This is a genomic window from Methylobacter marinus A45 (genome assembly GCF_000383855.1).
Taxonomy (GTDB): Bacteria; Pseudomonadota; Gammaproteobacteria; order Methylococcales; family Methylomonadaceae; genus Methylobacter; species Methylobacter marinus.
The window spans coordinates 984,846-1,011,319 of sequence record NZ_KB912877.1 but is presented as its reverse complement, the minus strand read 5'-3'; the positions used below and the strand labels follow the sequence as shown (position 1 = coordinate 1,011,319).

22 protein-coding genes and 2 pseudogenes are annotated in these 26,474 nt (G+C 45.1%); 9 read left to right on the top strand and 15 right to left on the bottom strand.

The features are described from left to right. Positions 1 to 22 precede the first annotated feature (22 nt). From METMA_RS0104520 to METMA_RS0104505, 4 genes are all read left to right on the top strand, one after another. Positions 23 to 895 carry a phosphatidate cytidylyltransferase gene (locus METMA_RS0104520; protein ID WP_027147032.1) on the top strand — a complete coding sequence of 291 codons (873 nt, stop codon included), beginning with the start codon at positions 23 to 25 and terminating at the stop codon, positions 893 to 895. Continuing rightward, on the top strand, positions 892 to 2,079 hold the full coding sequence (gene ispC, locus METMA_RS0104515) for a 1-deoxy-D-xylulose-5-phosphate reductoisomerase (RefSeq protein WP_020157879.1): 1,188 nt from the start codon (positions 892 to 894) through the stop codon (positions 2,077 to 2,079). The genes METMA_RS0104520 and ispC overlap by 4 nt, the downstream gene beginning before the upstream one ends. An 8-nt stretch (positions 2,080 to 2,087) precedes the next feature. Then, positions 2,088 to 3,443, top strand: a complete 1,356-nt coding sequence (rseP, locus tag METMA_RS0104510) for an RIP metalloprotease RseP (protein WP_020157878.1) — start codon at positions 2,088 to 2,090, stop codon at positions 3,441 to 3,443. A 170-nt stretch (positions 3,444 to 3,613) separates the two neighbouring features. Beyond that, positions 3,614 to 4,336, top strand: coding sequence for a DsbC family protein (locus tag METMA_RS0104505; RefSeq protein WP_027147031.1), 723 nt, complete (start codon positions 3,614 to 3,616; stop codon positions 4,334 to 4,336). A gap of 374 nt (positions 4,337 to 4,710) precedes the next feature. On the opposite strand, the gene mutS is transcribed toward METMA_RS0104505, so the two are convergent. After that, a complete protein-coding gene (gene mutS / locus METMA_RS0104500) occupies positions 4,711 to 7,278 on the bottom strand; it encodes a DNA mismatch repair protein MutS (protein ID WP_027147030.1) in 2,568 nt (855 codons plus the stop codon). Positions 7,279 to 7,314: 36 nt separating this feature from the next. Between mutS and METMA_RS0104495 the strand changes: the two genes are divergently transcribed. Beyond that, positions 7,315 to 7,791: a CinA family protein gene (locus tag METMA_RS0104495; RefSeq protein WP_027147029.1), complete on the top strand. Its 477-nt coding sequence runs from the start codon at positions 7,315 to 7,317 to the stop codon at positions 7,789 to 7,791. A 42-nt stretch (positions 7,792 to 7,833) separates the two neighbouring features. On the opposite strand, the gene METMA_RS0104490 is transcribed toward METMA_RS0104495, so the two are convergent. After that, positions 7,834 to 9,342 (bottom strand): hypothetical protein, encoded by a 1,509-nt coding sequence (locus tag METMA_RS0104490; RefSeq protein WP_198014462.1) that lies wholly within the window; start codon positions 9,340 to 9,342, stop codon positions 7,834 to 7,836. Positions 9,343 to 9,570: 228 nt separating this feature from the next. Then, a pseudogene (locus METMA_RS28310) lies at positions 9,571 to 10,335 on the bottom strand (IS982 family transposase); the annotation flags it as partial. 888 nt (positions 10,336 to 11,223) lie between these two features. On the opposite strand from METMA_RS28310, the pseudogene METMA_RS28180 reads away from it, so the two are divergent. Next, positions 11,224 to 11,370, top strand: a pseudogene (locus METMA_RS28180) (DapH/DapD/GlmU-related protein); the annotation flags it as partial. Positions 11,371 to 11,387: 17 nt separating this feature from the next. Further along, positions 11,388 to 12,299: a lysylphosphatidylglycerol synthase transmembrane domain-containing protein gene (locus METMA_RS26265; RefSeq protein WP_084254085.1), complete on the top strand. Its 912-nt coding sequence runs from the start codon at positions 11,388 to 11,390 to the stop codon at positions 12,297 to 12,299. Between the two features lie 9 nt (positions 12,300 to 12,308). Here METMA_RS26265 and METMA_RS0104470 read toward each other — a convergent pair whose 3' ends face one another. From METMA_RS0104470 to METMA_RS26260, 3 genes are read right to left on the bottom strand one after another with little or no spacing between them, the layout of a single operon-like run. Continuing rightward, a complete protein-coding gene (locus tag METMA_RS0104470; RefSeq protein ID WP_084254084.1) occupies positions 12,309 to 13,397 on the bottom strand; it encodes a radical SAM/SPASM domain-containing protein in 1,089 nt (362 codons plus the stop codon). A 7-nt stretch (positions 13,398 to 13,404) separates the two neighbouring features. Further along, positions 13,405 to 14,160, bottom strand: coding sequence for a class I SAM-dependent methyltransferase (locus METMA_RS23925; RefSeq protein WP_051114326.1), 756 nt, complete (start codon positions 14,158 to 14,160; stop codon positions 13,405 to 13,407). 2 nt (positions 14,161 to 14,162) lie between these two features. Beyond that, positions 14,163 to 15,293 carry an asparagine synthetase B family protein gene (locus METMA_RS26260; RefSeq protein ID WP_269634232.1) on the bottom strand — a complete coding sequence of 377 codons (1,131 nt, stop codon included), beginning with the start codon at positions 15,291 to 15,293 and terminating at the stop codon, positions 14,163 to 14,165. A 168-nt stretch (positions 15,294 to 15,461) separates the two neighbouring features. Between METMA_RS26260 and METMA_RS0104455 the strand changes: the two genes are divergently transcribed. Further along, positions 15,462 to 16,957, top strand: a protein-coding gene (locus METMA_RS0104455; protein ID WP_156830454.1) for an ISNCY family transposase whose coding sequence is annotated in 2 segments (ribosomal slippage) — positions 15,462 to 15,939 and positions 15,939 to 16,957 — 1,497 coding nt in all. Because the reading frame shifts where the segments join, the coding sequence is not laid out codon by codon here. Positions 16,958 to 17,128: 171 nt separating this feature from the next. Here METMA_RS0104455 and METMA_RS26255 read toward each other — a convergent pair. From METMA_RS26255 to METMA_RS0104415, 8 genes are all read right to left on the bottom strand, one after another. Next, positions 17,129 to 17,857, bottom strand: a complete 729-nt coding sequence (locus METMA_RS26255; protein WP_040590978.1) for a class II glutamine amidotransferase domain-containing protein — start codon at positions 17,855 to 17,857, stop codon at positions 17,129 to 17,131. Then, positions 17,857 to 18,540 carry a glycosyltransferase family 4 protein gene (locus tag METMA_RS26250; protein ID WP_198014461.1) on the bottom strand — a complete coding sequence of 228 codons (684 nt, stop codon included), beginning with the start codon at positions 18,538 to 18,540 and terminating at the stop codon, positions 17,857 to 17,859. The genes METMA_RS26255 and METMA_RS26250 overlap by 1 nt, the downstream gene beginning before the upstream one ends. A gap of 35 nt (positions 18,541 to 18,575) precedes the next feature. Further along, positions 18,576 to 19,043 (bottom strand): glycosyltransferase family protein, encoded by a 468-nt coding sequence (locus METMA_RS26895; RefSeq protein ID WP_156830453.1) that lies wholly within the window; start codon positions 19,041 to 19,043, stop codon positions 18,576 to 18,578. Between the two features lie 3 nt (positions 19,044 to 19,046). Next, the gene (locus METMA_RS26245) at positions 19,047 to 19,775 is read right to left on the bottom strand and encodes a class I SAM-dependent methyltransferase (protein WP_084254081.1); all 729 of its coding nucleotides are present in this window, start codon (positions 19,773 to 19,775) and stop codon (positions 19,047 to 19,049) included. 188 nt (positions 19,776 to 19,963) lie between these two features. Next, positions 19,964 to 20,845 (bottom strand): glycosyltransferase family 2 protein, encoded by an 882-nt coding sequence (locus METMA_RS0104430; protein ID WP_020157865.1) that lies wholly within the window; start codon positions 20,843 to 20,845, stop codon positions 19,964 to 19,966. A 57-nt stretch (positions 20,846 to 20,902) separates the two neighbouring features. Then, positions 20,903 to 22,966 (bottom strand): tetratricopeptide repeat protein, encoded by a 2,064-nt coding sequence (locus METMA_RS0104425; RefSeq protein WP_020157864.1) that lies wholly within the window; start codon positions 22,964 to 22,966, stop codon positions 20,903 to 20,905. 332 nt (positions 22,967 to 23,298) lie between these two features. Beyond that, positions 23,299 to 23,751, bottom strand: coding sequence for a pilin (locus METMA_RS0104420; protein WP_020157863.1), 453 nt, complete (start codon positions 23,749 to 23,751; stop codon positions 23,299 to 23,301). Between the two features lie 447 nt (positions 23,752 to 24,198). Beyond that, positions 24,199 to 24,570, bottom strand: a complete 372-nt coding sequence (locus METMA_RS0104415) for a DUF1264 domain-containing protein (RefSeq protein WP_020157862.1) — start codon at positions 24,568 to 24,570, stop codon at positions 24,199 to 24,201. Between the two features lie 353 nt (positions 24,571 to 24,923). On the opposite strand from METMA_RS0104415, the gene METMA_RS0104410 reads away from it, so the two are divergent. Beyond that, on the top strand, positions 24,924 to 25,361 hold the full coding sequence (locus tag METMA_RS0104410; RefSeq protein WP_020157861.1) for a hypothetical protein: 438 nt from the start codon (positions 24,924 to 24,926) through the stop codon (positions 25,359 to 25,361). A gap of 435 nt (positions 25,362 to 25,796) precedes the next feature. On the opposite strand, the gene METMA_RS0104405 is transcribed toward METMA_RS0104410, so the two are convergent. Next, positions 25,797 to 26,345, bottom strand: a complete 549-nt coding sequence (locus tag METMA_RS0104405) for a hypothetical protein (protein WP_036297235.1) — start codon at positions 26,343 to 26,345, stop codon at positions 25,797 to 25,799. Positions 26,346 to 26,474 lie beyond the last annotated feature (129 nt).

The window sequence follows — 26,474 nt, the reverse complement described above, 5'->3', positions numbered from 1 at the left end:
AATAATCACAATAATTAATATAATGTTACTTCAGCGAATTATAACGGCCTCAATATTGGCTCCTTTGGTCATACTGGCTGTGTTCCAGTTGTCCTCGACATATTTTTCATTAGTTTTTGGGTTGATCATTCTAGTTGCGGCATGGGAATGGGGCAATCTGGCAGGCATCAGTTCGCCGGTAAAGCGGAGCCTGTTATTGCTGGCATTGGTTCTGCCGATGCTGGGCGTGCATTTCTGGACCCAACTGCTGGAGATTGTGGCGCAGGCCTTCGATTGGCCCGATGTCAGGGATTATTCAGGCGCATTGGACTGGCTGGTGATCATCCCGGTGTTATTCTGGATACTGGTCATGATATTGATCAGAAACACGCCATCCGGATTGCTGAAACTGGAGTTGAAAACGCGTTATAAAGCGTTGATCGGCTGGTTTGTGTTATTGTCGGCCTGGATGTTCTTTAGCCGGCTGAGAGCTTTTTACGATGTGGAAATGGCTTTTTATTTCCTGATCCTGATCTGGGCGGCCGATATTGTCGCCTATTTTGTCGGCAAAAAATACGGACAAACCCAACTGGCGCCTGAAATCAGCCCCGGCAAAACATTGGCCGGCATGTATGGTGCATTAATAGCCGGCTTGGTTTGCGCTGTTGCTTTGAGCCTGATCTATGGTTTTGACTTGATGATCGCATCGGACTTTGTCCTGCTGTCGGTCTTGACCGTACTGCTTTCTATTTATGGCGACCTGTTTTTCAGTCTGGTTAAGCGCCAGCGCGGCGTAAAAGACAGTGGATCCATTCTGCCCGGACACGGTGGCATTCTGGATCGCATCGACAGCCTGATTGCCGCGGCACCGTTTTTCTATGCCGGTATATTCCTGATTTACAGGCTAGTGTCATGAAGAAGGGCATTTGCATACTCGGAGCGACCGGCTCGATTGGCGTCAGTACGTTGGATGTGGCGGCCAGACATGCCCATCTTTACGAGGTTGTCGCGTTAACGGCCAATACCAACATCGATGCGTTATACGAACAATGTCTGGCGCATCATCCTGAATACGCCGTTGTTGTCGATGAAAGCAAGGTTCACGCATTCAAGGACAAGCTGAAAAATTCACCGGTGGCGGATATCAAGATCCTGTCCGGCGTCCATGCGTTGGAGCATGTCGCCACACTCGATAACGTCGATTCAGTCATGGCGGCTATCGTCGGCGCGGCAGGCCTGCTGCCCAGTCTGGCCGCGGCAAAAGCCGGAAAAACCGTATTGCTGGCGAATAAAGAAGCGCTGGTCATGTCCGGCGATATTTTCATGCGGACGGTAGCCGATTCAGGAGCGCAGTTGCTGCCGATCGACAGCGAGCATAACGCCATATTTCAATGCATGCCGGCCGGCTATAAAACCGGCGTACGGGCAACACAGGCCAGACGCATTCTGCTGACCGCTTCGGGCGGACCGTTCCGCGAGATGCCATTAGAGCAAATGCCGCATGTGACCCCGGCTCAGGCGGTCGCCCATCCTAACTGGGATATGGGCCGGAAAATTTCGGTCGATTCCGCCACGATGATGAACAAGGGCCTGGAAATGATCGAAGCCTGTCTTTTGTTCAATATGACGCCGGACCAGATACAGGTCGTCATCCATCCGCAAAGCGTCATCCATTCGATGGTCGATTACGTGGACGGGACCGTGCTGGCGCAGATGGGCAACCCGGATATGCGCATTCCCATCGCTCATTCCATGGCTTGGCCGGAACGGTTCGATTCCGGCGTCGAACCGCTGAATATTTTCGACGTCGGGCGCATGGATTTTCAAGAGCCGAATCTTGAGCGCTTCCCCTGCCTTCGTCTGGCTTATGAAGCCATCAATGCCGGCGGCATCATGCCGACCGTCTTGAATGCCGCCAATGAAATAGCGGTGGACGCCTTTTTGAATGAGCGCGTGCGCTTTACCGATATCCCGGTCATTATTGAGCGTTGCATGAAGGAATTCGATGCCAAACCGGCCGATAGCCTGGAAATTATTCTAGACGTGGATAAACAAGCCAGAAAGTTGTCTAACCAAATTATTGACGAGCTTACTGGTTGACAATTTTCATGCATACTCTGTTTTATTTCATCATTGCTATCGGTATCCTGGTTTCATTTCATGAATTCGGGCACTTTTGGGTAGCCCGTAGAGCCGGGGTCAAAGTGCTCAGGTTTTCCGTGGGCTTCGGCAAAGTGTTGTGGTCCTATCAGAAAAATCCTGACTCAACAGAGTATGTCATATCGGCTATCCCGCTGGGCGGCTATGTCAAAATGGTCGATGAGCGCGAAGGCGAGGTCAAAAAAGAGGATCTGCCTTATGCTTTTAATCGGCAATCCTTGCTGGCAAAATCGGCGATCGTGGCGGCAGGTCCTATATTCAACCTGGTGCTTGCCATTGCCCTGTTCTGGAGCGTGCTGGTCATAGGCGAGATGGGCATCAAGCCGATACTCGGTCCGGTCGAGCAGGGCACTTTAGCGGCGGAGGCCGGTTTTGCCGAAGGTGATGAGATCATCGCCGTCAATGATAAATCGACGCCAACCTGGGCTGAAGCTATGGGTGTCTTAATCGCTTCCGCGCTCGATAGCGAGCAGCAAATAAAAGTCAAAGTCAGAAATTTTGCGGATCAGCAAAGTACCAAAGTCCTGCACATTTCCGAACCGGACAGCCATGACCCCGAGGTTTTGTATAAACGGTTGGGTTTTAAACCCTGGACACCGGACCTGAAGCCGGTCATAGGGCAAGTGCTTACCGACGGCGCGGCCGCGGAAGCCGGTTTGCAGTCGGGGGATCTGATCATCAGCGCCGACGGTAATGAAATCAATAACTGGGTACAGTGGGTGGACTATGTGAAAGAGCATCCCGGCATCGAGATCAAGCTGATTATCGAACGAGATGACAGACGTTTGCCGATTGCGCTGACGCCTAAGCGCGTCATATCCGAACAAAAGCCCGAGGGAAAAATCGGGGCATCCGTTCATGTGCCGGAAGATTTGATGGAATCCATGCGTGTCGAGTATGCCTTAGGGCCGCTGGAGGCGGTGCCCGCCGCTCTGGAAAAGACTTATGGTTATTCCGTATCAACCCTGAAAATGATGGGCAAAATGCTGATCGGCCAAGCTTCCGTGGAAAATTTAAGCGGTCCAATCAGCATCGCCCAGTTTGCAGGGCAGTCAGCCACAATGGGCTTGACCCATTTCCTGAAATTTCTTGCCCTGGTCAGCGTCAGTCTGGGCGTGCTCAATTTATTGCCTATACCAGTGCTGGATGGCGGGCATTTGGTGTTTTTCGCCATTGAAGCGGTTAAGGGCAGTCCCGTTTCAGAAAAAATGCAACTTTTCTTCCAGCAGATCGGTATCGCCTTGCTGGTGTTTTTGATGGCATTGGCCATGGTGCTGGATATTGAGCGATTATTTCAGGGTTAGGTCTGCTGTTTAATCACTGATGTTATGCATTCAGTTTACCTGTCCGGCCAAGTCACGTAGGGCACGCATCGTGTACCTCCTTAATATAAATGTTTCGGATGAGTTCCGGGTGAGTCACAATAAAGGTACGCAATGCGTACCCTACAATGCAAAGGAAAAACGAGAAAACCATGAAAAAAGTTATTAGAATTGCCGCGCTATCCCTGTTCGGCCTGGCCTTGTCCGCCGCTCATGCGGATGAAGACGCTATCCGGCAGGCGTTCTCCAAATCCATGCCGGAAGTAAAAATCGACTCCATCAAACCTTCCGAAATCAACGGGCTTTATGAGGTCGCCATCGGCGCGAATATCTATTATGTATCCGATGACGGTAAATATTTGCTGCAGGGCCATTTAATCGATGTGGCGGCGCGTACCGATTTAACGGAGGAAAAATTAAACGGCACACGCAAACTGGCTCTCGAAAAAGTCGGCCAGGATAAAATGATCGTGTTTAAGCCGAAGGTAAGCAAATATAAGGTTTCCGTGTTTACCGATATCGATTGCGGCTATTGCCGCAAACTGCATTCGGAACTCGATCAATACATGGCCGAAGGCATTACCATCCAGTATTTGTTCTTCCCGAGAGCCGGAAAAGGTTCCGATTCCTACAACAAGGCGGTTTCCGTCTGGTGCGCCGACGACCGCAATGCGGCCTTAACAGCGGCTAAAAAAGGCGAAAGCCCGAAAGCCAAAACCTGTGACAATCCGGTTGACGAGCACATGCAACTCGGCGCGGAATTTGAAGCAAGAGGCACACCGATGATCGTGACTGAAAACGGCGCGATTTATCCGGGCTATCTGCCGGCCAAACAGTTGGTTGAAGTTCTGGAAAACGAAAAAGCCGCGAAATAAACCCTGTGAGGGCGACCGGTTGGTCGCCCTTCTTGAAAAATGCTGAACTTATAAATGCCGGGTTTATCGTCCTGGTGCTCGGTCAATTTAATTATGGCGGGTAAATTGTAGGTGCGAATTCATTCGCACTATGAATACTCTGCAAAATTTACTCGTCAGAGCAAGACTGACTAAGTCTGGAGCGTTTGCTTGTCGGCCGGAAACATTGCCTACAGGCTCCATCGCCATGAAAACAATCCATATTCACTGGCTGGCAAGGCGCCAGAGGTTTTCATAAATCCTACTGTCTTTTTCAGGCAGGCCTGTCAATAACAATACTCAATTTTCACAACAGCCGTTGCCTTCAAGTAACGGCTGATTGCTAGCTTACTCTTCTAAACCATCCCCTTAAGCCGGTAGAGCAAATCTAAAGCCTCACGGGGGCTGACCTCATCCGGATTCATTTCCTCCAATAAACACACGGCAGGATGACATTCCTTGGCTAAGAATAAATCCAGTTGATTAGTCCCGGCTTCCGCCTGCTGCTCGATATAAGCATTGTTTTCCAGATGCTCTAATTTGGCTTTGGCCTTGTCGATCACGGAGCGCGGTACGCCGGCCAGCGAGGCCACTTGCAGTCCGTAACTCTGATTGGCCGGCCCTTCCTTGACGGCGTGCAGGAAAATAATCCGGTCTCCATGCTCCATGGCATCCAGATGCACGTTATGAATGGAGGCCTGCTCATCGGCCAGGGTCGTTAGCTCGAAATAATGCGTGGCGAACAAGGTAAACGCCTGGGTCTCCTTGGCCAGATAATCGGCGCAGGCCCAGGCCAGCGACAGGCCGTCGAAGGTGCTCGTGCCCCGGCCGATCTCATCCATTAAAATCAGGCTTTGCGAAGTCGCGTTGTGCAAAATATTAGCGGTTTCGGACATTTCCACCATAAACGTCGACCGTCCGCTGGCCAGGTCGTCGGATGCGCCTATGCGCGTGAAAATCTTGTCCACGGGGCCGCAGGTCAGCGCTTTGGCCGGCACATAACAGCCGATATGCGCGATCAGCACAATCAACGCCGCCTGGCGCATGTACGTGGATTTGCCGCCCATATTCGGGCCGGTGATGATCAGCATGCGGCGCTGGCTGGAAAAGGACAGGTCATTGGGCACGAACGGAATATCGGACACCTGCTCAACCACCAGATGCCGGCCCGCCTCGATCTCGATGCCGGGCTCGTCAACCAGCGTCGGAGCCGACAGATTCAGCGTATCGGCGCGTTCGGCGAAATTGACCAGGACATCGAGCTCAGCCAGCGCGGCGGCGCATTCCTGCAGCGGGATCAGGGACGCGGCGATGATCGTCAGCAGTTCCTCATACAGGGATTTTTCGAACGCCAGCGATTTCTCGCGCGCGCTGAGGACTTTATCCTCAAACGATTTCAGCTCTTCGGTAATATAACGCTCGACGCCTTTCAGGGTCTGTTTGCGGATGTAATGGCCGGGCACTTTCTCCGCTTGCAGGCGCGATATCTCGATATAGTAGCCCTGCACACGGTTGTAATTGACCTTGAGATTAGTAATGCCGGTCACGGCTTTTTCCCGGTTTTCCATGTCGATCAGAAACTGGTCGGCATTCTGGCTCAGGTTGCGCAACTCATCGAGCGTCTGACTGTAGCCCGGCGCAATGACACCGCCGTCGCGGATCAGCACGGGCGGATTATCGATGATGGCTTTCTCAAGCAATGCCAGCATCACCGGCTGCTCGCCGATTCTGGTGCTTAACTGCGCCAGCTGCGCATTTTCACTGGCTCCGAGCACCTGCTGCAAGGCCGGCAGAACCGCCAGCGTATTGCGCAGCACCAGCAAGTCCCGAGGCCGCGCCGATTTTAACGCAATACGCGAGCTGATCCGTTCAATATCGCCGACCTGCCGCAGTTGGGTCTGCACCTCGCGGTACAGATGGCCGTTCAGTAAGGTATCGACACAGGCATAGCGATCGTTCAGCACGGCACGATCCCGCAACGGCCGGTTGATCCAGCGCCGCAGGCAGCGGCTGCCCATGGCCGTGGCGGTTTTGTCCAGCACGCCGAACAAGGTGTATTGCAGTTGCCCGGACGGATGCGTGTCCAGCTCAAGATTACGGCGGCTGGCCGCATCGAGCACGATGCTGTCGTCGCTGTTTTCAATGCGTATGCCCTGAATGTGCGGCAGTGCGCTTTGCTGCGTATCTTTCACGTATTGCAGCAGGGCGCCGGCGGCGGCGACGGCGGCCGGCATGTGCTCGCAGCCGAAGCCCTTCAGGTCATGCGTATTGAATTGCTTTAACACCAGTTGCCTGGCGCTTTCGGTCTCGAAATGCCAGGGCGGACGGCGGCACAGGCCGCTGCGTTGCTTGATGGCGGCCGGCATCGCCCAGTCTTCGCTGAACAGCAGTTCGGCGGGGTTGAGGCGGCCGATTTCGCTGAGCAACTGGTCTTCGGATTCGACCTGTTGCAGGATAAAACGGCCGCTGGTCAAGTCTAAGGTTGCGATGCCGTGCTGCTGGTTCAGGACGCAGACAGCGATCAGCAGATTATCCTTCCGGTCTTCAAGCAGGGCCTCGTCCGTGACCGTGCCAGGTGTTACGATGCGCACCACCTTGCGTTCGACAGGGCCTTTTGAAGTCGCCGGATCGCCGATTTGCTCGCAAATCGCGACGGACTCGCCCTGTCTTAACAGTCTGGCAATATAACCTTCGGCCGCATGATAAGGAATGCCGGCCATGGCAATCGGCATGCCGGCCGAGTGGCCGCGGCTGGTCAAGGTAATATCCAGCAGTTGCGCCGCTTTCTTGGCATCGTCAAAGAACAGTTCGTAAAAATCCCCCATGCGGTAAAAGACCAGTGTATCGGGGTGGTTGGACTTGATGCGCAAATATTGCCGCATCATCGGTGTGTGTGGGGTAGTGGAATTTTGTTTTATACTCATACGCCTATTTTATCCGAAGTCGCGGGAGTCACCATCATGGATAATGAAATATTTGAACGAGCCGAGCAGTTGGGAGGCTTGCTAAAAGCCAGAGGCAAGAAAATAGCTACAGCTGAATCGTGTACCGGCGGCTGGATCGCGCAAGCGATTACCGAAGTTCCGGGCAGCTCGGCATGGTTTGATCGGGGCTTTGTGACTTACAGCAATGCCGCCAAAGTACAAATGTTGGGCGTCAAGCAAGACACGCTGGAACAATACGGCGCCGTCAGCGCCGAGACGGCAATGGAAATGGCGGCTGGAGCCCTGGAAAACAGCGATGCGGATTGCGCCTGCGCCGTTACCGGCATAGCCGGGCCCGATGGCGGTACGCCGGAAAAGCCGGTCGGTACGGTTTTTATCGCCTGGCAATGCAAAAACGGCGGCTCCGAAGTCATAAGAAAACAATTTGCCGGAAACCGGCGGCAAATCAGGAAACAAACCGTAAAAACGGCCCTGGAAGGGGTTGTATTATAGCGGCCGGGTTTGCAGGTTGGGGGGGCGCGGCTAATCCGACAATCAGTCGATAACGCGGCTCACCTGATAGCGCATAAAGTGCGCGGTCGATTCAATGAATTTATCCAGACGAAAAGTTCCGCTTATCAAACCTTTATCGATAAAAAACTCGGTTCCAGTCGCATGGTTATCCGGGGTCAGAATCACTTCGGTTGTTCCGGCCGGATACTTAATGATGAATCCTTCTTTTTCATTGCGCTCTATCGGATAAACATCGCCGTCCAGAATCTCCAGCAGTATGTTTTTCATGTTGACCACGGGCTCGATACGCAGATGCCGGATAATGGCCAGTAACGGCCTTTTATTCTCGCGTATGAAAACCAGCGGTTCCCCGATGGCGCAATCCTGGCTGATTTTTGCCATGTAAAAATAAGGGCTATGGGTTTTAAAGGCTCGGGTATTGATGATAAATGCCGGTTTTTCATCCTTCAAAAGCTTGGCTGTAAGCAAACTGAAGGTGTTTTTTTCATGTTCCATGGGCTCTAGTTCCAGTTTTGCAGGCTGTGCTTGCTCTTCCATGACCCCGCTCAGCTCAAGGATGCGATATTTGTTGATCAGCATTGTCAGGAATTGAGTCGTCTTAGCGGTTCCTATCGCTATGTTGCATTCGACAGGATTCAATGGATCGGTCGATTCCCTGATTGTTTCAAAAGCGTTCAGCCGGTTCAATGTCGACAGGAAGGTTCTGTAATGCTGCCGAGGCGCGGTATTTGCCTGAAAGTAAACCGTCAGTTTCGAGGTATTGATATACAGCGTTCCTTCTTCCGCTCTATCAGGATCGGCATACCTCGGAGCTGTCAGCGACTCAGGATGCCAGCAGAAAAATGATGATTCCGACGGGCTCGGGTCCAGTTCCAGCAAATGGCAGAGCCTGCCCGTCGCGGAAAAAATATCATCGATTTCCAATGCGGAATATCGATAGGCGTTACAAATGGAAAACAACAGCGTTTGCTTCAGAACCGCTTCAATAGTAGGGTGCCGAGCCAGACCGGGAACAACGTCTTGGATAGCGTGGTTTAGAACATCAAGCGACTGGGCATGCAAATAAAGCTCGCTGATTCTTGCCCAGAGCGTAGAGTCAGGGGCCTGATAAAAAACAGCGCCGCGCCTTGTCAATAAACTGGCCAATTGCATCGCTTTATAAACGATCGAGGCTTGCTGTGATTTAGTCAGCGCCTTGTCATTGCTGATAGTGCAATAAGCGAAGAAAAGAGTTCTGGTAAGTTGGATGGCGAAGCTAATTAACTTCTTTGTTTTATCGGCAGAATAGGGGCGAGGTTGGTTATTGGTCGCCATCTGTTCAAGACTGCTGGACGTCATCAAAATAGCTGGCGCCAATTGATCTAAAACAGAGCAGAGTGCAGGCGCTTCAATAGCTGTGGTGCTGAGGTGTTTAATAACTGAATATAGCTGATTGATTCTATCGTTAACCGATAAATTCTCCAATGAGACGAGCCAGTCTTTTACGGATTCGGAATCCGGCTTAAAGGGAAAAGCGTAGGAATCAGCCATAAGTGTACACAGAGATTATTGTTGGGTTTGAGGTTATAATTTTATACCCATCCGAAGAAAATTGTATTTATAAACTGATATTTCGCAGACAATTGACTCAGGCACCTAAAAATTCGGCTAAAAATAACCTCTCCAAATCCCTTCAGGTTAAGGCCGTCCCCGTGGGAGCGAAGCCTCATCGCGACTGGCCGGACGACTTTAAATCGCGCTGTAGGCATCGCTCCCATCATAGTCAAATAATGCTTCAATCGGTTGTCGGGCACGAGAAACCGCTGTGTACAGCCGTTGATCCTGGGGCTCCAGATAGCGTTGGCCTTTTTGTTTTTTAACCGGTGTCAGGTCAGTCAGATTCTGGGCTTGCCTGACGGCTTCGGCATCGGGCCGCTGATAAGCTTTATCGCCGTACAGTTCTTGGTCATGCAAGTACGGACGAATCTGATCCAGCACCTTGCCATCATGAACGCTGGCGCCTGTCACCCAATATATTCAGGTGCGGGCAAGCTACCCGGTTGACGGCTGCCGATCACATGCATACGCACGCTATAATAGTACAGCTTCTTGGTGGCACAATAGCCTGAGTCCGCTAGCTCTTTCGCAACACAGGCTTTAAAACGATGCCCCTGCTTGGCCAAGGTCACGGGAAAGGAATCGATCAGCCGGGCTTGGTGACGGCTTGCAGGCACGAGTTCTTATTGAATGGTTTTCCAGCAAAGGCGTAAACACCTCGGCTACCCGATTCAAGCGCTGAACATAGGCCACATAACTCGGAAGTCGCGGAAATTAAGGGGGCAAATGCCGATCCGCAGAGCCATAAATATTCTTGTTCGCTCTATGCTTGTCCAGCACGCCGAACAGGTAAAGAGTGATGACTTTTTCATCGCTAAAGCTTAAATCCGCGTAATGGCTCATTCTTTGGCTGTAAATCCACAGCTTGTCCTGATAATGCTTGCAAACATAGAGATAAATCGTTATTAATCGGTCTTGCCAGTTCATGCGTTACTTTAGATGGATTGAGGGTGAGTGGTGTTTTCCTCAATAGTTTAACGTTATCGCTGAACTGGCTCTATTCAGCACTTAATTCGCATAAGAAGTTAGTTTGTAGTATGTTTTTATCTAAATGATAACTGCTCTAGGCATAAGGCCTGATATAAATTATAAAGTATAGTATTAGCACAATTAAACAGTAGTTTTGTAGTCTACTCATTGACGTCTTTTATATAAGGAATCCAGATTTATTGTATGTCTAATTGCTGTGTACTATATTTAAAACGCTTTTCATAAATTCACTTATGCAGTTCGATGCAAAAAAAAGAAAGGATCTATAATTTAAAACAAATTTATGCTGATGAGACTATGCTACAAAGATATATTCGCCTAACAGTAGGGGAAGGGGCTGGTTTTTTTAGTTTGTTGTGGCATGAATTACTTTTAAGCTTTTGTTTTTATATACCCGGTTTGGCTGGGTTAGCAATTCGTAATTTTTTTTACTCACTTTGTTTTCCCTATTTCAGTCGAAAGGCTTATATAGGAAGGCAGGTGGTTTTACGATGTCCTAGACAGATTCAACTTGAACCTAAAGTAATTATCGATGATGATGTTCAGTTAATAGCAAGCTCAAGAGTACGTTTTGCAATTAAAATTGGCGAAGGTAGTTTTCTAAGAAGTCATGTCATGTTAAATGCAGGATCTCCTGATGGATATATTAATATTGGTAAGAACAGTAGTATTGGACAAGCCACTATTATTTATGGCAATGGAGGTGTTGTAATTGGCCATGATGTATTAATTGCTGGACAATGTTTTATTGTAGCTTCATCTCATGTTTATTCGGCAAAAGATAAACCCGTTAATGAACAAGGGTATTCAGCAAAAGGGATTGAAATTGGCAATAACGTGTGGATTGGAGCCGGTGTAAAAATACTTGATGGTGTTAGGATCGGCGATGGTGCGATTATAGGCGCCAACAGTGTGGTCAATAAGTCTGTAGCGCCATATACAACAGTTGCGGGTGTTCCGGCACGTATAATCAGAAGAGAAGCGAAATAGTGAAGATATTACAACGGGTGGTTATAGTAGCTATTTTATGTTATATGGGGCGGTTGTTATATTATCAATGGACACAGATCGAAGAAATTGATTTTAGTTTTTCCCCATGGATGATGCTCTTATCTCATATTTCTCTAACACTGCTTTTTATTATAGATGCGCTAGGCTGGCATCTAATACTAAGATCACTAAATCATAAGCCTCTTACTTTGGATAGTATTCGAATCTGGATGTTATCATCGCTTGCGAGATATGTTCCAGGAGGAGTTTGGTCTTATGCTTCTCGTGCTGAAATGGCACGTCGAATTGATATTGGTTTTGCTGTATCAGGAGTTAGTTTATATTTGGAAACTCTTATGCTTGCAATGTCATCATTAGTAATAGGTATACCTTCCTGGATATTTATTGATGATCAAAATATACAACTTTGGCATATTGCATTGTTTTGTCTTTTACTAGGGTTAGGAATGCACCCTAATGTCCTCAAGTTACTGCGCTATCTTCCTGGAAAAATTGGCATAGCTTTTTCCAAAGTTGAACTTCCTTCTATATGGTACATTTTTAGTATATTTTTATTTTATATTGTTTTTTGGTGTTTATTTGGAATTTGTTTTGTTTTTTTTGTATCGTTACTTTGCCCTGTCTCAAAAGATTTATGGCTCCCTATTGCTTCCAGTATATCACTTAGCTTTTTTGTCGGTTTTGTTATTATTTTTATTCCAGGTGGGGTAGGAATTAGAGAGTCTGTTTTATATTTTATATTGGTTCCATATATTCAAGAAATATCTGCTTTGTTAATTGCTATTAGTAGTCGCATTTGGATAATGACAGGTGAATTTGGAGCAGTTTGTCTTATAGAATTTACTTATCGATTATCAAGGAAATTAAAATTAACTTGGAGTAGAAAATAGTTTGATATGCTAAGCATTTTCATTAGATATTTCGATAAATGAAGGACGGACACCTGTTTTCATGCAGTTGTAACATGCAATTTCAGACTGTTCAAGCGGTGTTTTCTTTCGGGATTGCCATATTATACGGCGTGATTGTTGAAATTTTTCATTATTCCATATTTGGTGGAAACTATGATCAACGAAGCTACTAAAATCATCTTTTTTAAAAAAAGTGTAACAACAGGACGCTACGCCTCCGTCTGCTCTAACATTTAAGTGTGACCATGGTCTGTCACAATTAAATAAACGTTCAGGATTGCCTAAATCTGTCCGATATTCAGGGTTTTCAGGCAACCAATCTTTATTTTCTACATAAGCAGGCAAAGGTGTAAATTTGTTGATTCCTATTTCATATGCCATTTTTTCAGTTGTTTTTATTTCGTGTTCATTATGACGAAAAACAATATATTGCCATTCAATAAAAGGGGTGTTAGTTGCTTGGTGTTTACATTGACTGAGAAGGTCATTTACATTTGCTAATACTTTATTGAAATCGCCACCACGGCGATACTGCTTGTAAGTATTTTCACTTCCTCCATCGATTGCTAACATAATGTAATCAATTCCTGCTTCTAATAAACTTTTATTATATTCATGGGTCATTGCTGTAGCATTTGTGGAAAGCATGACATAAATATTTTTTTGTTTTGCATATTTGATGATTTTAATTAAATCTTTGTTAAGAAGGGGTTCGCCCCATGTATATACTTGTAGAAAATAAAGATAAGGTCCAACTTCATCAAGAATTTTTTTTGCTTCTTCAAATTTCATATGGCGAACTTCACGGTTGCCAGATATTCCTTTTCCTGTTAGACAAAAAGGACATTTAAGATTGCATACATTTGTCACTTCTAGAACGAAAAGATAAGGGTGGCATGTGACAATAGAATGTCCTTGATGCATACTCCAGTGCACATGGAGAAAATTAAAAAACTTTTTGAATGAGTTGTTAAATAAAAAAGCTTGGATATGGGAAAAACTGAGGCGGCTGGCAAAAAAATGTCTAGAAACCCAGTTTAAAATTCTGAAAATTTGTCTGCGAATAATTATATTCATAATATATTTAGTGCTTTCTGAGTATAAATATGTATGTCGGCAATATTTTATATAATGTTTTCCAGATAAACATAGGGATGATACTTAATATCCCATTTTTGGGAAGCAAATCTCTTGCATGAAATGAATCGGGATCAGCTATTATTTTTAAAGTAAAGTCATCTATAGAAAATCCAGATATTAGTTTTTTAATACCGTTAAGAGTTCGAAGATTTTCGTAATAATAGTCGCCTTTATTGAATATGCGCATATAAAGATGAGCTATCTTTTTCGGAAGCCAAGATAAGAAAGGTAAATGATAGTGTGGTTCAATTATAGTGAGTCTGGAAGCTGCACCCAGATAACAGACGCCATTTTTTTTTAGGACACGATGAATATCACGGAACATTTTTGCGGGGTCAGGAACATGTTCGTACACATGATTGCAAATCACTAAATCTACTGAGTCATCTGGAAAAGGTATATTTAAGGAGTCTCCGGCTATATAAGTTATATTTTTTTTGGTTTTGGCTTTTTCAGCTAATTTTAAAGCATTCATATCTATATCCAAACCAATAACGTTGTCAAAATAAGGAGCAATTGCCGTCGTAAAAAAACCTCCTGAACAACCGATATCAAGTGCAAGGGATTTTACAGAGCCATTAATTACTCCGGCCAAATTTAAAATAGACAGCATTTTCATGATTTTAGGACGTTTATAGTCATAGTCCAACAGAATTGGAGATTGCAGGGAAAGATTGTGCTGATATTCTGATTTTTTCATGACTATAACGGTTGGTTTATTTCCCAGCGACAGAATGTGTAAATAGTCCACAATTTAAAACTGTGATCTTTACGGCCGGTCTGATGTTCTTTCCATAGTTGAAGAATCTCATTCCGGTTTAGCATCAAATGAGAGTGATCAAAAACAGTACTTTGAAATGGATGTTTTAAAATACTTTTGAACCAATCACCTATCGGGACAGAAAAGCCATGCTTTTGGCCAGTGAGAACTCTTCTAGGCAATTTATCTGTATAGCACTTTCTCAAAAGGAATTTCTGTATATTTCCTCTCAGTTTATACTCTATCGGTAAGCGACAAATAAAATCTATAACCCTGTGGTCAAGAAAAGGACTGCGTACTTCAAGTCCATGACGCATGCTCATTCTGTCAATTTTAGTGAGGATATCCTCAGGTAAATAGGTAAGTTGATCAGTTGACATCATCGCAGTAATAGGATCAACTTTGTTCAGATTATATTTTTCAATATAGTTAAATCTATAAGTTTCTACAAGTGAATAATCAAATAAACGCTGTCTCTCCGTTAATGTAAAGGTTTGTGCTAGGGGATCCTCTGGCGATTCCTCAATTTTACGTATAAAAGCATGTAATAATTTTAATTTTTTTATTGTGCTCTTGCCATAATAAGATGTTGATTCTGGAAGGTTATTGATAAAGTATCCAAGTAGTTTTATTTTTAACCATTTTGGCAGTGGAGATAAGTATTCAGAAAGGTTACGAGCTCGGTATCTACTATAGCCAGCGAATAGTTCATCTACTCCATCGCCAGATAACGCTACCGTAATTTTATTTGTGGCATATTGGCATAATAGCCAGGTGGGCAAAGCTGATGGATCGGCAAAAGGTTCGTCAAATGAGTCTAGGCAAGATTCTAATTCATCTAATATTGATGTTTCAATATATTTGGAATGATGCAAAGTATTAAAATGTTTGGCAACAGAAGCAGCATTTTTAGTTTCATCGAAAGTTTTTTGCTTAAATCCAATAGTATATGTTGATAAGGGATAGCCGAGTTCTTTTATATGATGCACAACTATTGAAGAATCAATCCCTCCACTAAGAAAAGCGCCTAATGGTACATCACTGCGTAATCTAATGCGAATTGCTTCATGGATTAAACTATATAGTGTTTGAATGAAAATTAATTAATCTCATATTCATCAATAGGTTATAATGATTTTCCAACACGAAGATGTGTTGCCCTGACCCCGGTTTTGTCTTATTTCCAGCGAAAATCGGCCCGTAACCGCCTAAAAGCCAAAATCTTCATCCCTCGAATTCGCATGCGCACCGTCATTCAGCCTCAACTCAAATTCGGTGAAACCGATATTGCCGCCATTGTCATTGATCCTAAATCACGTGATGACATTCCCCAACTACTGCGTGGACTGCAATACATTTATACCGAGGTCAGCTTGCGTCAGCGGATATTTGCCATTCTGGAAGAGGTCATGCCCGAACGGGCAGGCGGAAAAGGCAAAGCCAGCAATAAAACCGGGCGACCCGGTATGGAGCAGTGGAAGATACTGGTGTTGGGCGTACTGCGGTTAGGGCTTGATGTGGATTACGACCGGATTCAAGAGTTGGCCAACCAACACAAGACGATCCGGCAGATGCTGGGGCATAGCGACTGGCTGGACGAACACCGTTATGAATTGCCAACCATCCGGGACAACGTCAGTTTGTTCACGCCCGAGATTCTGGATCGCATCAACCAGGAAGTGGTGCATGCGGGACACCAGGCGTTAAAAAAAACGCCGAAGAAAGCCTGAAGACCCGCGCTGATTCCTTTGTGGTCAAAACCCACGTGCATTTTCCCACCGACACCAACTTGCTGTGGGATGCCATCCGCAAAACGGTGCACACCTGCGCCGCACTCTGCGACGCCCTGAATTTGACCGAATGGCGCCAAAGCGCCTATCACTTGCGTTGTTTCAAGAAAAGTTACCGGCTGATTCAAAAGCTCAAGCATTCCACCTCGCAAGATGAAGCCAAACGTCAGGCCAAGCAAGAGCAAATCGAAGCCGCTTATCAGACCTACCTCGACCAAGCCCAAGTCTATGTGCAACGGGCATACGCCACTCGGCAGCGCCTGAACCAAGCGCATGGCATATCGGCAGCGATGTTGGCAGATCTCGATGCCTACCTGGCGCATGCCGAGCGGCAGATCGACCAGATTCGTCGTCGGGTCCTGCAAGGTGAAACCATTCCGCATGCCGAGAAAGTCTTTTCCATTTTTCAACCCCATACCGAATGGATCAGTAAAGGCAAGGCCGGCGTACCGGTCGAGTTGGGATTGAGGGTGGCTATCGTCGAAGATCAACACCGTTTTATCCTGCACCATCAGGTCATGGCAAAAACCACGGACGATCAAATCGCCGTGACCTTGGTCGAACAAACCCAAACCCGCTTTCCCGCGGCAAAAGCCATGAGCTTTGATAAGGGCTTTCACAGCCCAAGGAATCAAGCAGAGCTCAAACAACGCCTGGATAACGTGATATTGCCGAAAAAAGGCCGGCTATCGGAAGCCGACAAAGCCCGCGAATCCGCCCCGGAGTTTGTCCGCCTGCGCCGCCAACATTCAGCGGTTGAATCGGCGATCAATGCGCTGGGCGTTCATGGGTTGAACAAATGCCCCGATCATGGCATGGATGGTTTCAAGCGCTACGTGGCCCTCGCCATCGTGGCACGCAATATTCAGCGTTTGGGCGCCATGCTCCGCGAGCAAGAACAACAAGAAGCCGCTCGACGACGAGGCCCTTACAAAAAAGCGGCCTAAAGGCACGACTGATGACGGAAAAAAGGACGAAACACGGGAGAGGTGCCGCCAAAATTCGCCCGGAATGGCGGTTGAGCACTTCCAAAAGAGGAAATTGGCTGGCCTGCGCCGAAAAACGGCTGGAGTTATGCCCAGTGAGTCGGCAGAATCATGAAAAAAGTGAGTTTTCTTTCAGGCACTATATAATTCTTTTGAAAGATATTCTTCATCATAGTTAGTTGCTATGGGAAGTGGAGGTATCCAATACCGTCTAATGGAAATTTTATTATTTTGAAAAAATAAACTATGGGCGGGAGGGAGTTTTTTTACTTCTGAATAAATAGTGCGGTCTTCGCCGATAAATTGATGTGCGAAAAAATCGTTAACAGCGAGCATATCAATTCCATTTGATATGAACTTAAATCCTGAAAGCGCTTTTAACTCAGAAGCAAAAACAAGGCCTTCTTTTTGTTGCGAATAATAAAGGGGTTTTTTTCCGATCCTATCGCGAGCGATAAATAAAGATTGATCTTTCTCATCCCACACTGCAAAAGCAAACATTCCATTAAGTTGATCTAAGCAATGTGGGCCGTATGCAATATATAGATTAAGTAAAACCTCGGTATCTCCATGACTACGAAATTCATATCCTTTATGCCCAAGTTCTGACCGTAGCTCCAGGTAATTGTATATTTCGCCATTAAAAACAATATGATAACGTCCACAGTTGGATGTCCATGGTTGTGAACTACCTTCAAGGTCAATAATGCTTAGGCGTCGATGGCTCAAGCAGGCTTGTCGTAAATTAATGATGCCTGAGCCATTGGGCCCTCTGTGTTGTAATAGATTGCAGCCATGCCTAACTGCTGCCTGATCGGGAATTAGTCCGAGTGGTGCAATGTGACCAATTATTCCACACATTAAATCTTCTCAAAAATTAAGTTATTATAAATTTGCTTGTAATGTATAGCTGTTCTCTCCCATGTCAGACCTTGCTCTATAATTGCTGAGCGCGCTGCTTCGCCCATTTTTCTTTGCATGGAAGGATTATTAATTAAATAATCAATATTTTCAGAAAGCTGTTTTCTGCTCCCGGCTTCAAAAAGAAGTCCAGTTTTGTTAGGGATTACGAGTTCGTTGACGCCTTCAATATTTGTAGCAATAACAGGCATATTGGCGGCCATAGCTTCAAGAATGACATTTGGACGCCCTTCGCTGTAACTGGCAAGTAAAAATACATCATGATTAGCAAGGAGTTGTGGAATTTCACTGGGCTTCACTCCACCCGTAAAGCTGATTTGGTTGATGTTTTCAAAAGATCGAGATAGAACCAACAGATTGTCCTTTTCAGGTCCATCACCAACAATAGTTAAGTAAACTTGTTTTGTAGCTGAACAGTTTTTCAGGGCATGCAGAATAGTATCTACCCCTTTTCGAGGTATGAGACTACCAATAGTGATAAATCTTAAAGTTTCAGATTTAGATTGTTTTGGAGTTCGAGTGATGTTAAGAAAGACCTCGTCTACACCATTTTCAATAAGACTTATTTTGTGAAAATAATTTGGATTTGACTTGCAAAGTTCAGAAACAATAGCATTGCTCACGCCAACTATCTTAGAGCAAAGTTGAATACATCTATTTAAAATAAAGCGATCAAGCTTATTTTTTTAGCTCTTGTGAAGTCTTCGCCTCGTAAAGTAGTGATAACAGGCTTATTTATTATAACTCCGGCTAATCCAGCAATGAGACCACAAATTGCCCAGTTGGCGTGGAATATGTCATTATGCTTACCATAACGTAAACAATAAAAAAACATACCACTTATGAAAAAAGGTAATAGCAAGTAAAGGTAAGGATTTCGCTTGATTGCAGCAGGTATTCCGCCAGGAGAATGGGCTAATATTTGAAGTTTTCGCGGCGCATATTTGAAAGGGATGATAGTAATGTTTCCATTACGGGTTATAGGACGCTTGATAGTGTCGCCCGGCGTGAGTACTGTTATCTTGTGGTGAATACTTAGTTTTTCTACAAGTCGTGCGATGAAAATACCGCTTGGAGAAGCCGAATCAAGAGGGTAGGATGAAGTAACAAAAAGTATGCGAGACATGCTTTATTTTTTTTCGCAAACTAGAAAATGGCCGAAAACACCGGCCTTATTCGCTTGTAGATGAATAAAAGGTAAGGAAATAATATTATTGATCAAACAGAATGGATATATAGATACCCCAATAACTACGCCAGACAATGTTGATATATCCCAAGTTTTTTTTGTCCATTCTAATAATGCAAGATTCATCATTTGTAATGCTATCACTAAAGTGTTTCCGTGCTGTCTTTCTATGATTATATTGAAGCCAGCTTTATTTAATTCGTTTCTTAAACCATACAGAGTGTATCGATGAAAATCATATGGTACATCATGGGCTGGATAAATGAACGGTGCTGAAATATAGAGATGCCCTCCATGTTTTAATGCTCGATAGGCTTCTTTCAGGGTTGCTTGATAGTCTGCAATGTGTTCTATAACCTCGAGTAATAAAACAGAATCAACACTAGACGAGGCTAATGGTAGATTGCATGCATCTGCAAAAATATCGGGTAATCGGTCATATCGACAATTGGTTCCTGGATAATCGATGCGAAAAACTTGCGCTGATGAACTGATTAATTTTGAATGGTTACTGTTACCGCTGCCGATATCGATTGTAATACCTCCAGTGATATTTTTGAGGAGTTTCCGTGAACTTAGGTGATAGCGATCAGACAACCATTGCGGATGTAGTAATGTGCCCTTTAGACAGCCAATTATAATTTTTATTGTCTCTTTTTTGAGTAGCATAGGGCGAATCCAAATTATTTAGCACGTCTAATCGAGATAAGTGTGTTTATCTGATGTGGTCCGTTGTGGTCCGGAAGTCATATCTGCAAGCAAAATTTTGTCACTCAAAACTCATTTATCGGTTAAGGTAATGCATAACTTGAAATTGTAATAATTTCTTAATGACATGGCTGTTGTATTTCTTTTGATTATTCTTTTGAATTAATTGATTCCATGCCTTTATAGTGCAATGATGATACTTGCTCGGAAATTAATCCCATCAAGAAAGTAATCAGTGAAAAATTGAAAAGCAAAGCGGTCATATTGGTAAAACGACCGCTAATAAAAAAAGTATAGCCATAATAGCCAAGCCCAGTAAAAAATAATGCAGCGCTAATTGGGAGAAAAAGTCGCATTGGCGAAAATAAAGCGCCAATTTTTAGAATAATAATAAAAAAACGAGTGCCGTCTTTAAGAAGCTTAATGTGGCTTTTACCCTCACGCTTTCCTGCGTGGATTGGTATATAAGCGACTGGGAAGCCGGATCGGAAGAAAGCCATGGTGCTGGTGGTTGGATATGAAAAACCATTGGGCAGGAGGTATAAAAATTTTCTAAATTTGTTGGCTTTAACAGCACGAAAACCGGAGGTCAAGTCTTCGATTTTGTGGCCAGTCATAACCGATGCTAGCCGGTTATAAAAAGCATTGGCAAAGCGTCTGAATAGGCTGGCATGAGTGCTGGCTTTTCTTGCTCCTACAACCATGTCGTAACCTTCATTTAACTTGTCAATTAATACGGGAATATCCTGTGGGTCATGCTGACCGTCAGCATCCATGAAAACAAGAATATCGCCGGTTGCGTTTCTAGCGCCGGTTTTAATGGCTGCGCCATTACCCTGACTGTAAGGGTGAGTGATCACTTTCGCGCCTAAATTTTTAGCGATTTCGGCGGTATTGTCTGTTGAGCCATCGTTGATTACCATAATCTCGACATTTAGATTAATAGATTTTAGTTTGGGTAATAAGTCGACCAGATTCTTAGCTTCATTTTTGGCAGGGAGAATAATATTAATGGAGCTATGGTTTTTCATAAGTGATTTTTATCTTTTATTTAGACGCTTTGAGTTTTTGACTTATCTAATTATTTTCTAGTTTATCTCATTGGTAACAGATGCCTTTTCTACTTCGGCTTTTCTATCCTCAAGCATTTTTATTGAAATATTGAGTTGCTTCATATCAAAACCTGAAAATCTGCCATGATGTGCGATGGCATCATTTATTACTTCTTCGGCTTGGCCAAATTGATTTAACAAGGTATGGAGATTTGCTTTCTCGGCATAATAATACATTTCATTTGGTGCTAATTGGATGGCCATTGAAATATCGGCTAATGCTTTTTCTAAGTCACCCAGATAGAAAAATATTTTTGCTCGTATGGTATAAATCAGAGACATTTCCGGGAAATCAGGATGGACCAGTACCGCATCGGTCCATTCTAAAATGTTAGTTGCACTGTTGATACAGTCGGGCCGTGCGTTGAGCAAACAGGTTGCTGCAATGCGTAATGATATTGCTGTGTGTAAAGGATTGGATTTATGAGTTAAGCGCCGAATAATTTCCTTATGTATTAGGGCTTTTATTGCCTGTACATAGTATGTGTTGAGGATCAATTTTTCATCGTAATGTTCCGGCAATGAAATTTGAGTTTCTTCGCTTAATACATTGGGGATAAGTACGAGTTGCTGTAAATTAAAAAACATCTCGATAAGCTCGGATACTTCATGTTCATCAAGTTGCGCCGCAATGCGGTGATGTTCGTAAACCTCGGTAATCGGCCCGTTGTGAACCTCGATATTCTTTGCATAAGTGCTGTGAGCGCGTACTGAAAGAGGGTGGTTGCGCACTTCAAAATGCACATAACTGTTAAATCCAGACCAAATGACGGAGCGGGTAAAGCTCGCAAAGGCAAGACTGATGATCATGATACCGTACAGTAGATTTAGTAATGCTTTTTTTTCCAGCTTTGCATAAAGTGGGTGGATCAGGGCTATCGTTCCTATAATAATGCCTATGCTCGGTACATAATTTCGATGTTCATAGATCATTTCCAGTGGAAAAATGGTTGATTCCATGCTCTGGGCGGTAAAAAACCACAATACAGCAAAACTGTAAAAAGGGGCTTTATTACGTATGCAGTTTACGATAGCTACGGTAAGTAGAATTACGATAAAAAGGATGGCGGGAAAGGTTGTCAATGGGTCGAACAGTGATCGGCTCACTGTAAAATCATCATGTGACAGACTTAATTGGGTATTGTCAGGATAGAACAACAAGCCCAGATAATAGAGTAAGGCTCGAGCTTGTGTCATAAGCCGCTCAACAAGCGTAAATTCACGATTAATATAGCCATTCATAAATATTTGCGGATGGCTTGTCATATAACCGATGGCGATTATTGCTGGGATAATAGCTGTGACACAATAAAAAAAATAAAGCTTGTTTCGGGCAGTGCTGGCGGGTACCTTACGTAATAAGGTGATTTCGGTAATGAGCATTAAATAAGGCAATAACAAGGCGTTTTCTTTGCTCAAGCCGCCCAATGAAATTCCAAACAAACAGCCGGCATACATTAACGTTATGCTGCCCGGTTTTTTTATTTGTATTCTCCCTTTTAAAAAGATTAAAAACCCCCCGAGCATAAAGAGGCAAGCCAAACTGGTCATTCGCTGCACGACATAAAGAACGGATGTTAAATGCAGAGGATGTACCGCCCAAATCAAAGCGCAAATATACGCCAGTTTTTGTGCTGGATATTGTGTTGAAGAAATAGAAAACAATATCCGGCTAATGAAGAAAACCAACAAGCTGTTGATGATGTGAAAAACTATATTGGTTAGTTTAAAGTGGACTGGGTCAAACTGCTGGCCAGCAAAGAGATAATTTAATGCGAAGCTTAGACTGGGGATGTGTCTGCCAAGAAAACCGCTGCGATTTGCGCTCCAGGCTGAGGATAATTCTGCAGCGGTTAGGTTATGAATTTGGATGCCAGCATTTTCGATAATATTAGGGTAGTCGTCGGCAAGAAAGGGGCCACTTTTGCCAGGGTAATAAATACAAAAAATTAGTAAAGTCAGCGCCAGCAGGCTTGTCCAGGTGGCAACTCGAGAAGACTTGAGCAAAGGGTGAAATGCAGATTTGATGGCTAATTGCATTGTATTTTGTATGTCTATAGTTATGGCAAAGAATGACGATATGACCGCCAATATTCAGTATATGAAAATATGATGTCTGGGAATCTTAAAACGAGGCTGTATAAATATATTATAGGCTACTCTGCTTATCCGTTTTTAGTTGTTAGAAAAATCTTGTTTCGGTGTTTATGTGATTTCCGAAATCCAGTGCCTATGGGTAAGCGAGGCTTAAGGGTTGGAGCTTAATTACTTGTTATAAGATCGGGGTAATTACCTGGTCATGGCTTCCATGCAAAAAAATAAGTGGGAGGAGATTGTCTCTCCTCCCGCTTTGATCACAAATTCGATACTAGTTAGGTTCTTGGCCAGTATTTAGGGGAGACACTACCAGTTACCGTCCATTTCATGCCGCCTACATTACATAGACCATTATAACGGATGGTTTGGTTAGCTGAGACTTGGGTTCCGATAGCAGTGTAAGTGATTAATACGTTGGCAGCTGATGCACTGGTCGCAGCAAAAGTTACGCTTCTTACATATTGCCCAGTGATCGATGCTGCTGGAGGTAGACCAACTATTGTGGATGTATTAGCCAGGCCGTTAACCAAGGTGGCTTCACTGCACAAAACCCCTGCTTGTGTCAGTGCAGGTGAAGCCAAGCTTGGACCTTCCTGTACTTTTGCTCTCACAGTGTAATCCTGATAGGCCGGAATCGCGATGGCCGCCAGGATGCCGATGATTGCGACCACGATCATTAATTCGATCAAAGTAAAACCTTGTTGAACTTTTTTCATTTGCATATTCATGTGAGTATTCTCATTGTTGTTAGTAAAAATGCAATATCAATATAGCACTGTTTGTGCCAATTACCAGGAAAGCGGCTAAAACAGGCGAGGTGTGGGCATGCTTGGGATAACGTGCGGGCTTTGATGAGTGGTATTTATTGGTTTTTTATGACAGTAATCGGGCGTAACTGACAATTTTTGTCAGTATGCGTCCGTGTTTTGCGCCTGCGCGATTAAACGCCCGAGCCGGCAATCTCCTGTCCGGGCTTCGAGGGCTTTAAGATTTGATTATAAAGAGGAAGGGGAACTGCATCAGCCTCTATCCGGCACCTCAAGCTTGTCCACAGGCTTGTGACTGACGGCGGTCGGAAATGTCACCTCGCCGTTCGGCAATTTGGCGCCTACGGGCCATAGATGGAAGATGATTCCGTCGGTTTTGGCAGCCGCATCGGCAATTTCCTTGGCTTTCTAGGGCGGCACATCGTGTACTTGCACGCGGCCGGAGGCGATTTCCACCTTGTGGTCGTGGAAATGCTTGTTCCATTGTTCCAACGTTACGCTGGTGCGCGCGAGCTTCTGGTCAATAAAGTATTCGATCTCAATGAGCTCGGCATTGGGATCGTCCGATAAAAAGATCATGCATTGCAGGATCTCGGGTTTGATCGGCTTGCAGTAATGGTGATAGGGGCCGTGCACGGAGCCATCTTCATGGCGATGCGGCGCGGTGACATGGATATTGTAGCCTTCGGCAGGGGTTTTGGGTTGTTCCTCGGCATTCAGATGGTTGGATGCGAAGAGGGTTGCTATCGATGTCATCATGAGAAAAAACCACGTTTTCATGGGTAATCTCCTTAACTGACTGATTTCAGTAAAATCTGATGGAAACAGGGCATAAAAATCCATACTCCGGGATTAATCGCTTGCATTCATTAATAAAAAATAGGACTGACGGGAACTATTTTCGTTCAAGGTTACGGCATCGGGACTGGCGCGCCGCGAAGGGCGGATAATAGACGGCGGGATTGAATAACCCGGCCTTTCAAAGTCCGCCGGATCACGCACAGTCCAATCCGATCTGTCGGAGACACTGCTTTGGATTTTTTTATCCTGATATTTGTCATATTTTAGTGCGGTTCACAGATATAACATAATCATTCTGGATGTATGACTTTATGGCTGAAGTGGAATAGACGATGAGAAATTACAGCATAGCGTTATTGAATCTTATGATGGGCTTCTGCCTTTTTTTATATGGATATGCAGCCGTTGCCGATACCGACGTGGAAAAAACCAGCGTATCCGTTAGCGCGGAACAGGATCAGACCGAAAACAAAACACTAGCCGGGCGAAAGAATCTCCCCGTTGCGAAAGACGCGCCCGCACTGGACGCGGACAATGCCGACCAGACAACTCAACTTCCAAAACCGCTCGATCTCTCCATTCCATTTGAAGTGGGTGAAAACGCCGGGCAGAAGAGCAAGTCAAATGCCGCCTCGCAGGATCTGTTTTCGACTAAAAAGCAACGAACGCTGGAATTAAGCGGTAGCGCGGTCATGACGCAAGAGGTGGAGGGAGAAAAACAGCCGTCGGTCGATGGTGCCGGCATTGTTTTGAATCTGAAAGCGCCATAGAGCCTGTCTTCAGGCAGGGATATAACGCCAGTGCTTGATGACTCTGTAAATCAACAAGAGAATAGGCGCTGTATTATGAAAAATTTGTATAATTTTCTACTGGTTATCGGGGGCGTAGTACTTCTTTACGCTATTTTGGTGCTTATGCCCATGCTCTTTACTTATATGTCTTCAGGGGATCTTAGGCCCTGAGCCAATCATTGACCTTCCGTGGGAGCGATGCCCACATCGCGATTTAAAATCAACCGGCCCGTCGCGATGTATACCCAAAGGGCATAAAGGCATCGCGCTCACCGCTGGACCTGCATTGACAACCCGGCCGGCATACCCATCTGTCTGTACATAACGTCAGTTAAAAAACAGAGATAAAAATTGTTCAACTTCGGTAATTAAATTCCATAGGTTGGGTTGCCGGAAAAACCAACCCAACCATCTCTAATTTTTGATGTTCAATTCGATATAGGGACAGCAGCGGTATTTCGGGTCATAGGACATCAGCAGGAAAGCCCGGTCTATAACCGAGTAATAGCGGAACGGATAGTCCGACAGGATCGGAAACGTGTAATCAAAGTTGAGGATAGGCTCGTCCGTATGGATGATCACCATATAGATATCGTACGGGCCGCCCTTGATGTTCTTGGCGATATCCTTGGCTTTGAGGCGTTGCGTGATCGAGTTTATCAGCTTGTCCTCGTCCCATTCGGCCCATTGCGTGAGGGCGCCGTTTTTGTGAGCCATGATGGCCTCAGGGTCGACCAGTTCCGTCACTTCAACGCCCAGTCTCCTGCCATCCAGCAGCAGGGCTTCGCAATCGGGCGGATCATTGCCGCGGCCGCGGGTGCTGGCCTGGTCAAAAAATGCGACATTGGTAATTTCCAGCGATTCCTTCAGCGAATGAACGATTCTTAATTCCTCGAGCTCCCGGTCTTCAGGGTAAGCAAAGAAATCGCTGTATCGGCGTGATTTTTTGATAACTTCCGGCATTAGGCCTGCTATTTCTTTTTCCTTGTTCATACCTGTTTCGACTTGTCAAGGTTTTTCTAAGTTTATGATTCTAACGCTATAAGTTTGTATTAATCAAAATAATCTTGAATTCTTTGATTAAAATCAGTT

Excerpts from the sequence above, each read along its gene's own strand:
- ispC (WP_020157879.1), top strand. The coding sequence starts at position 892 with ATGAAGAAGGGCATTTGCATACTCGGAGCGACCGGCTCGATTGGCGTC.
- METMA_RS0104420 (WP_020157863.1), bottom strand. The coding sequence starts at position 23,751 with ATGAATATGCAAATGAAAAAAGTTCAACAAGGTTTTACTTTGATCGAA.
- METMA_RS0104410 (WP_020157861.1), top strand. The coding sequence starts at position 24,924 with ATGAGAAATTACAGCATAGCGTTATTGAATCTTATGATGGGCTTCTGC.
- METMA_RS26245 (WP_084254081.1), bottom strand. The coding sequence starts at position 19,775 with ATGCTACTCAAAAAAGAGACAATAAAAATTATAATTGGCTGTCTAAAG.
- METMA_RS0104425 (WP_020157864.1), bottom strand. The coding sequence starts at position 22,966 with ATGCAATTAGCCATCAAATCTGCATTTCACCCTTTGCTCAAGTCTTCT.
- METMA_RS0104470 (WP_084254084.1), bottom strand. The coding sequence starts at position 13,397 with ATGAATATAATTATTCGCAGACAAATTTTCAGAATTTTAAACTGGGTT.
- rseP (WP_020157878.1), top strand. The coding sequence starts at position 2,088 with ATGCATACTCTGTTTTATTTCATCATTGCTATCGGTATCCTGGTTTCA.
- METMA_RS0104520 (WP_027147032.1), top strand. The coding sequence starts at position 23 with ATGTTACTTCAGCGAATTATAACGGCCTCAATATTGGCTCCTTTGGTC.
- METMA_RS0104405 (WP_036297235.1), bottom strand. The coding sequence starts at position 26,345 with ATGCCGGAAGTTATCAAAAAATCACGCCGATACAGCGATTTCTTTGCT.
- METMA_RS0104430 (WP_020157865.1), bottom strand. The coding sequence starts at position 20,845 with ATGAAAAACCATAGCTCCATTAATATTATTCTCCCTGCCAAAAATGAA.
- METMA_RS26255 (WP_040590978.1), bottom strand. The coding sequence starts at position 17,857 with ATGTGTGGAATAATTGGTCACATTGCACCACTCGGACTAATTCCCGAT.
- METMA_RS23925 (WP_051114326.1), bottom strand. The coding sequence starts at position 14,160 with ATGAAAAAATCAGAATATCAGCACAATCTTTCCCTGCAATCTCCAATT.
- mutS (WP_027147030.1), bottom strand. The coding sequence starts at position 7,278 with ATGAGTATAAAACAAAATTCCACTACCCCACACACACCGATGATGCGG.
- METMA_RS0104490 (WP_198014462.1), bottom strand. The coding sequence starts at position 9,342 with ATGGCTGATTCCTACGCTTTTCCCTTTAAGCCGGATTCCGAATCCGTA.
- METMA_RS0104415 (WP_020157862.1), bottom strand. The coding sequence starts at position 24,570 with ATGAAAACGTGGTTTTTTCTCATGATGACATCGATAGCAACCCTCTTC.
- METMA_RS0104495 (WP_027147029.1), top strand. The coding sequence starts at position 7,315 with ATGGATAATGAAATATTTGAACGAGCCGAGCAGTTGGGAGGCTTGCTA.
- METMA_RS0104505 (WP_027147031.1), top strand. The coding sequence starts at position 3,614 with ATGAAAAAAGTTATTAGAATTGCCGCGCTATCCCTGTTCGGCCTGGCC.
- METMA_RS26895 (WP_156830453.1), bottom strand. The coding sequence starts at position 19,043 with ATGTCTCGCATACTTTTTGTTACTTCATCCTACCCTCTTGATTCGGCT.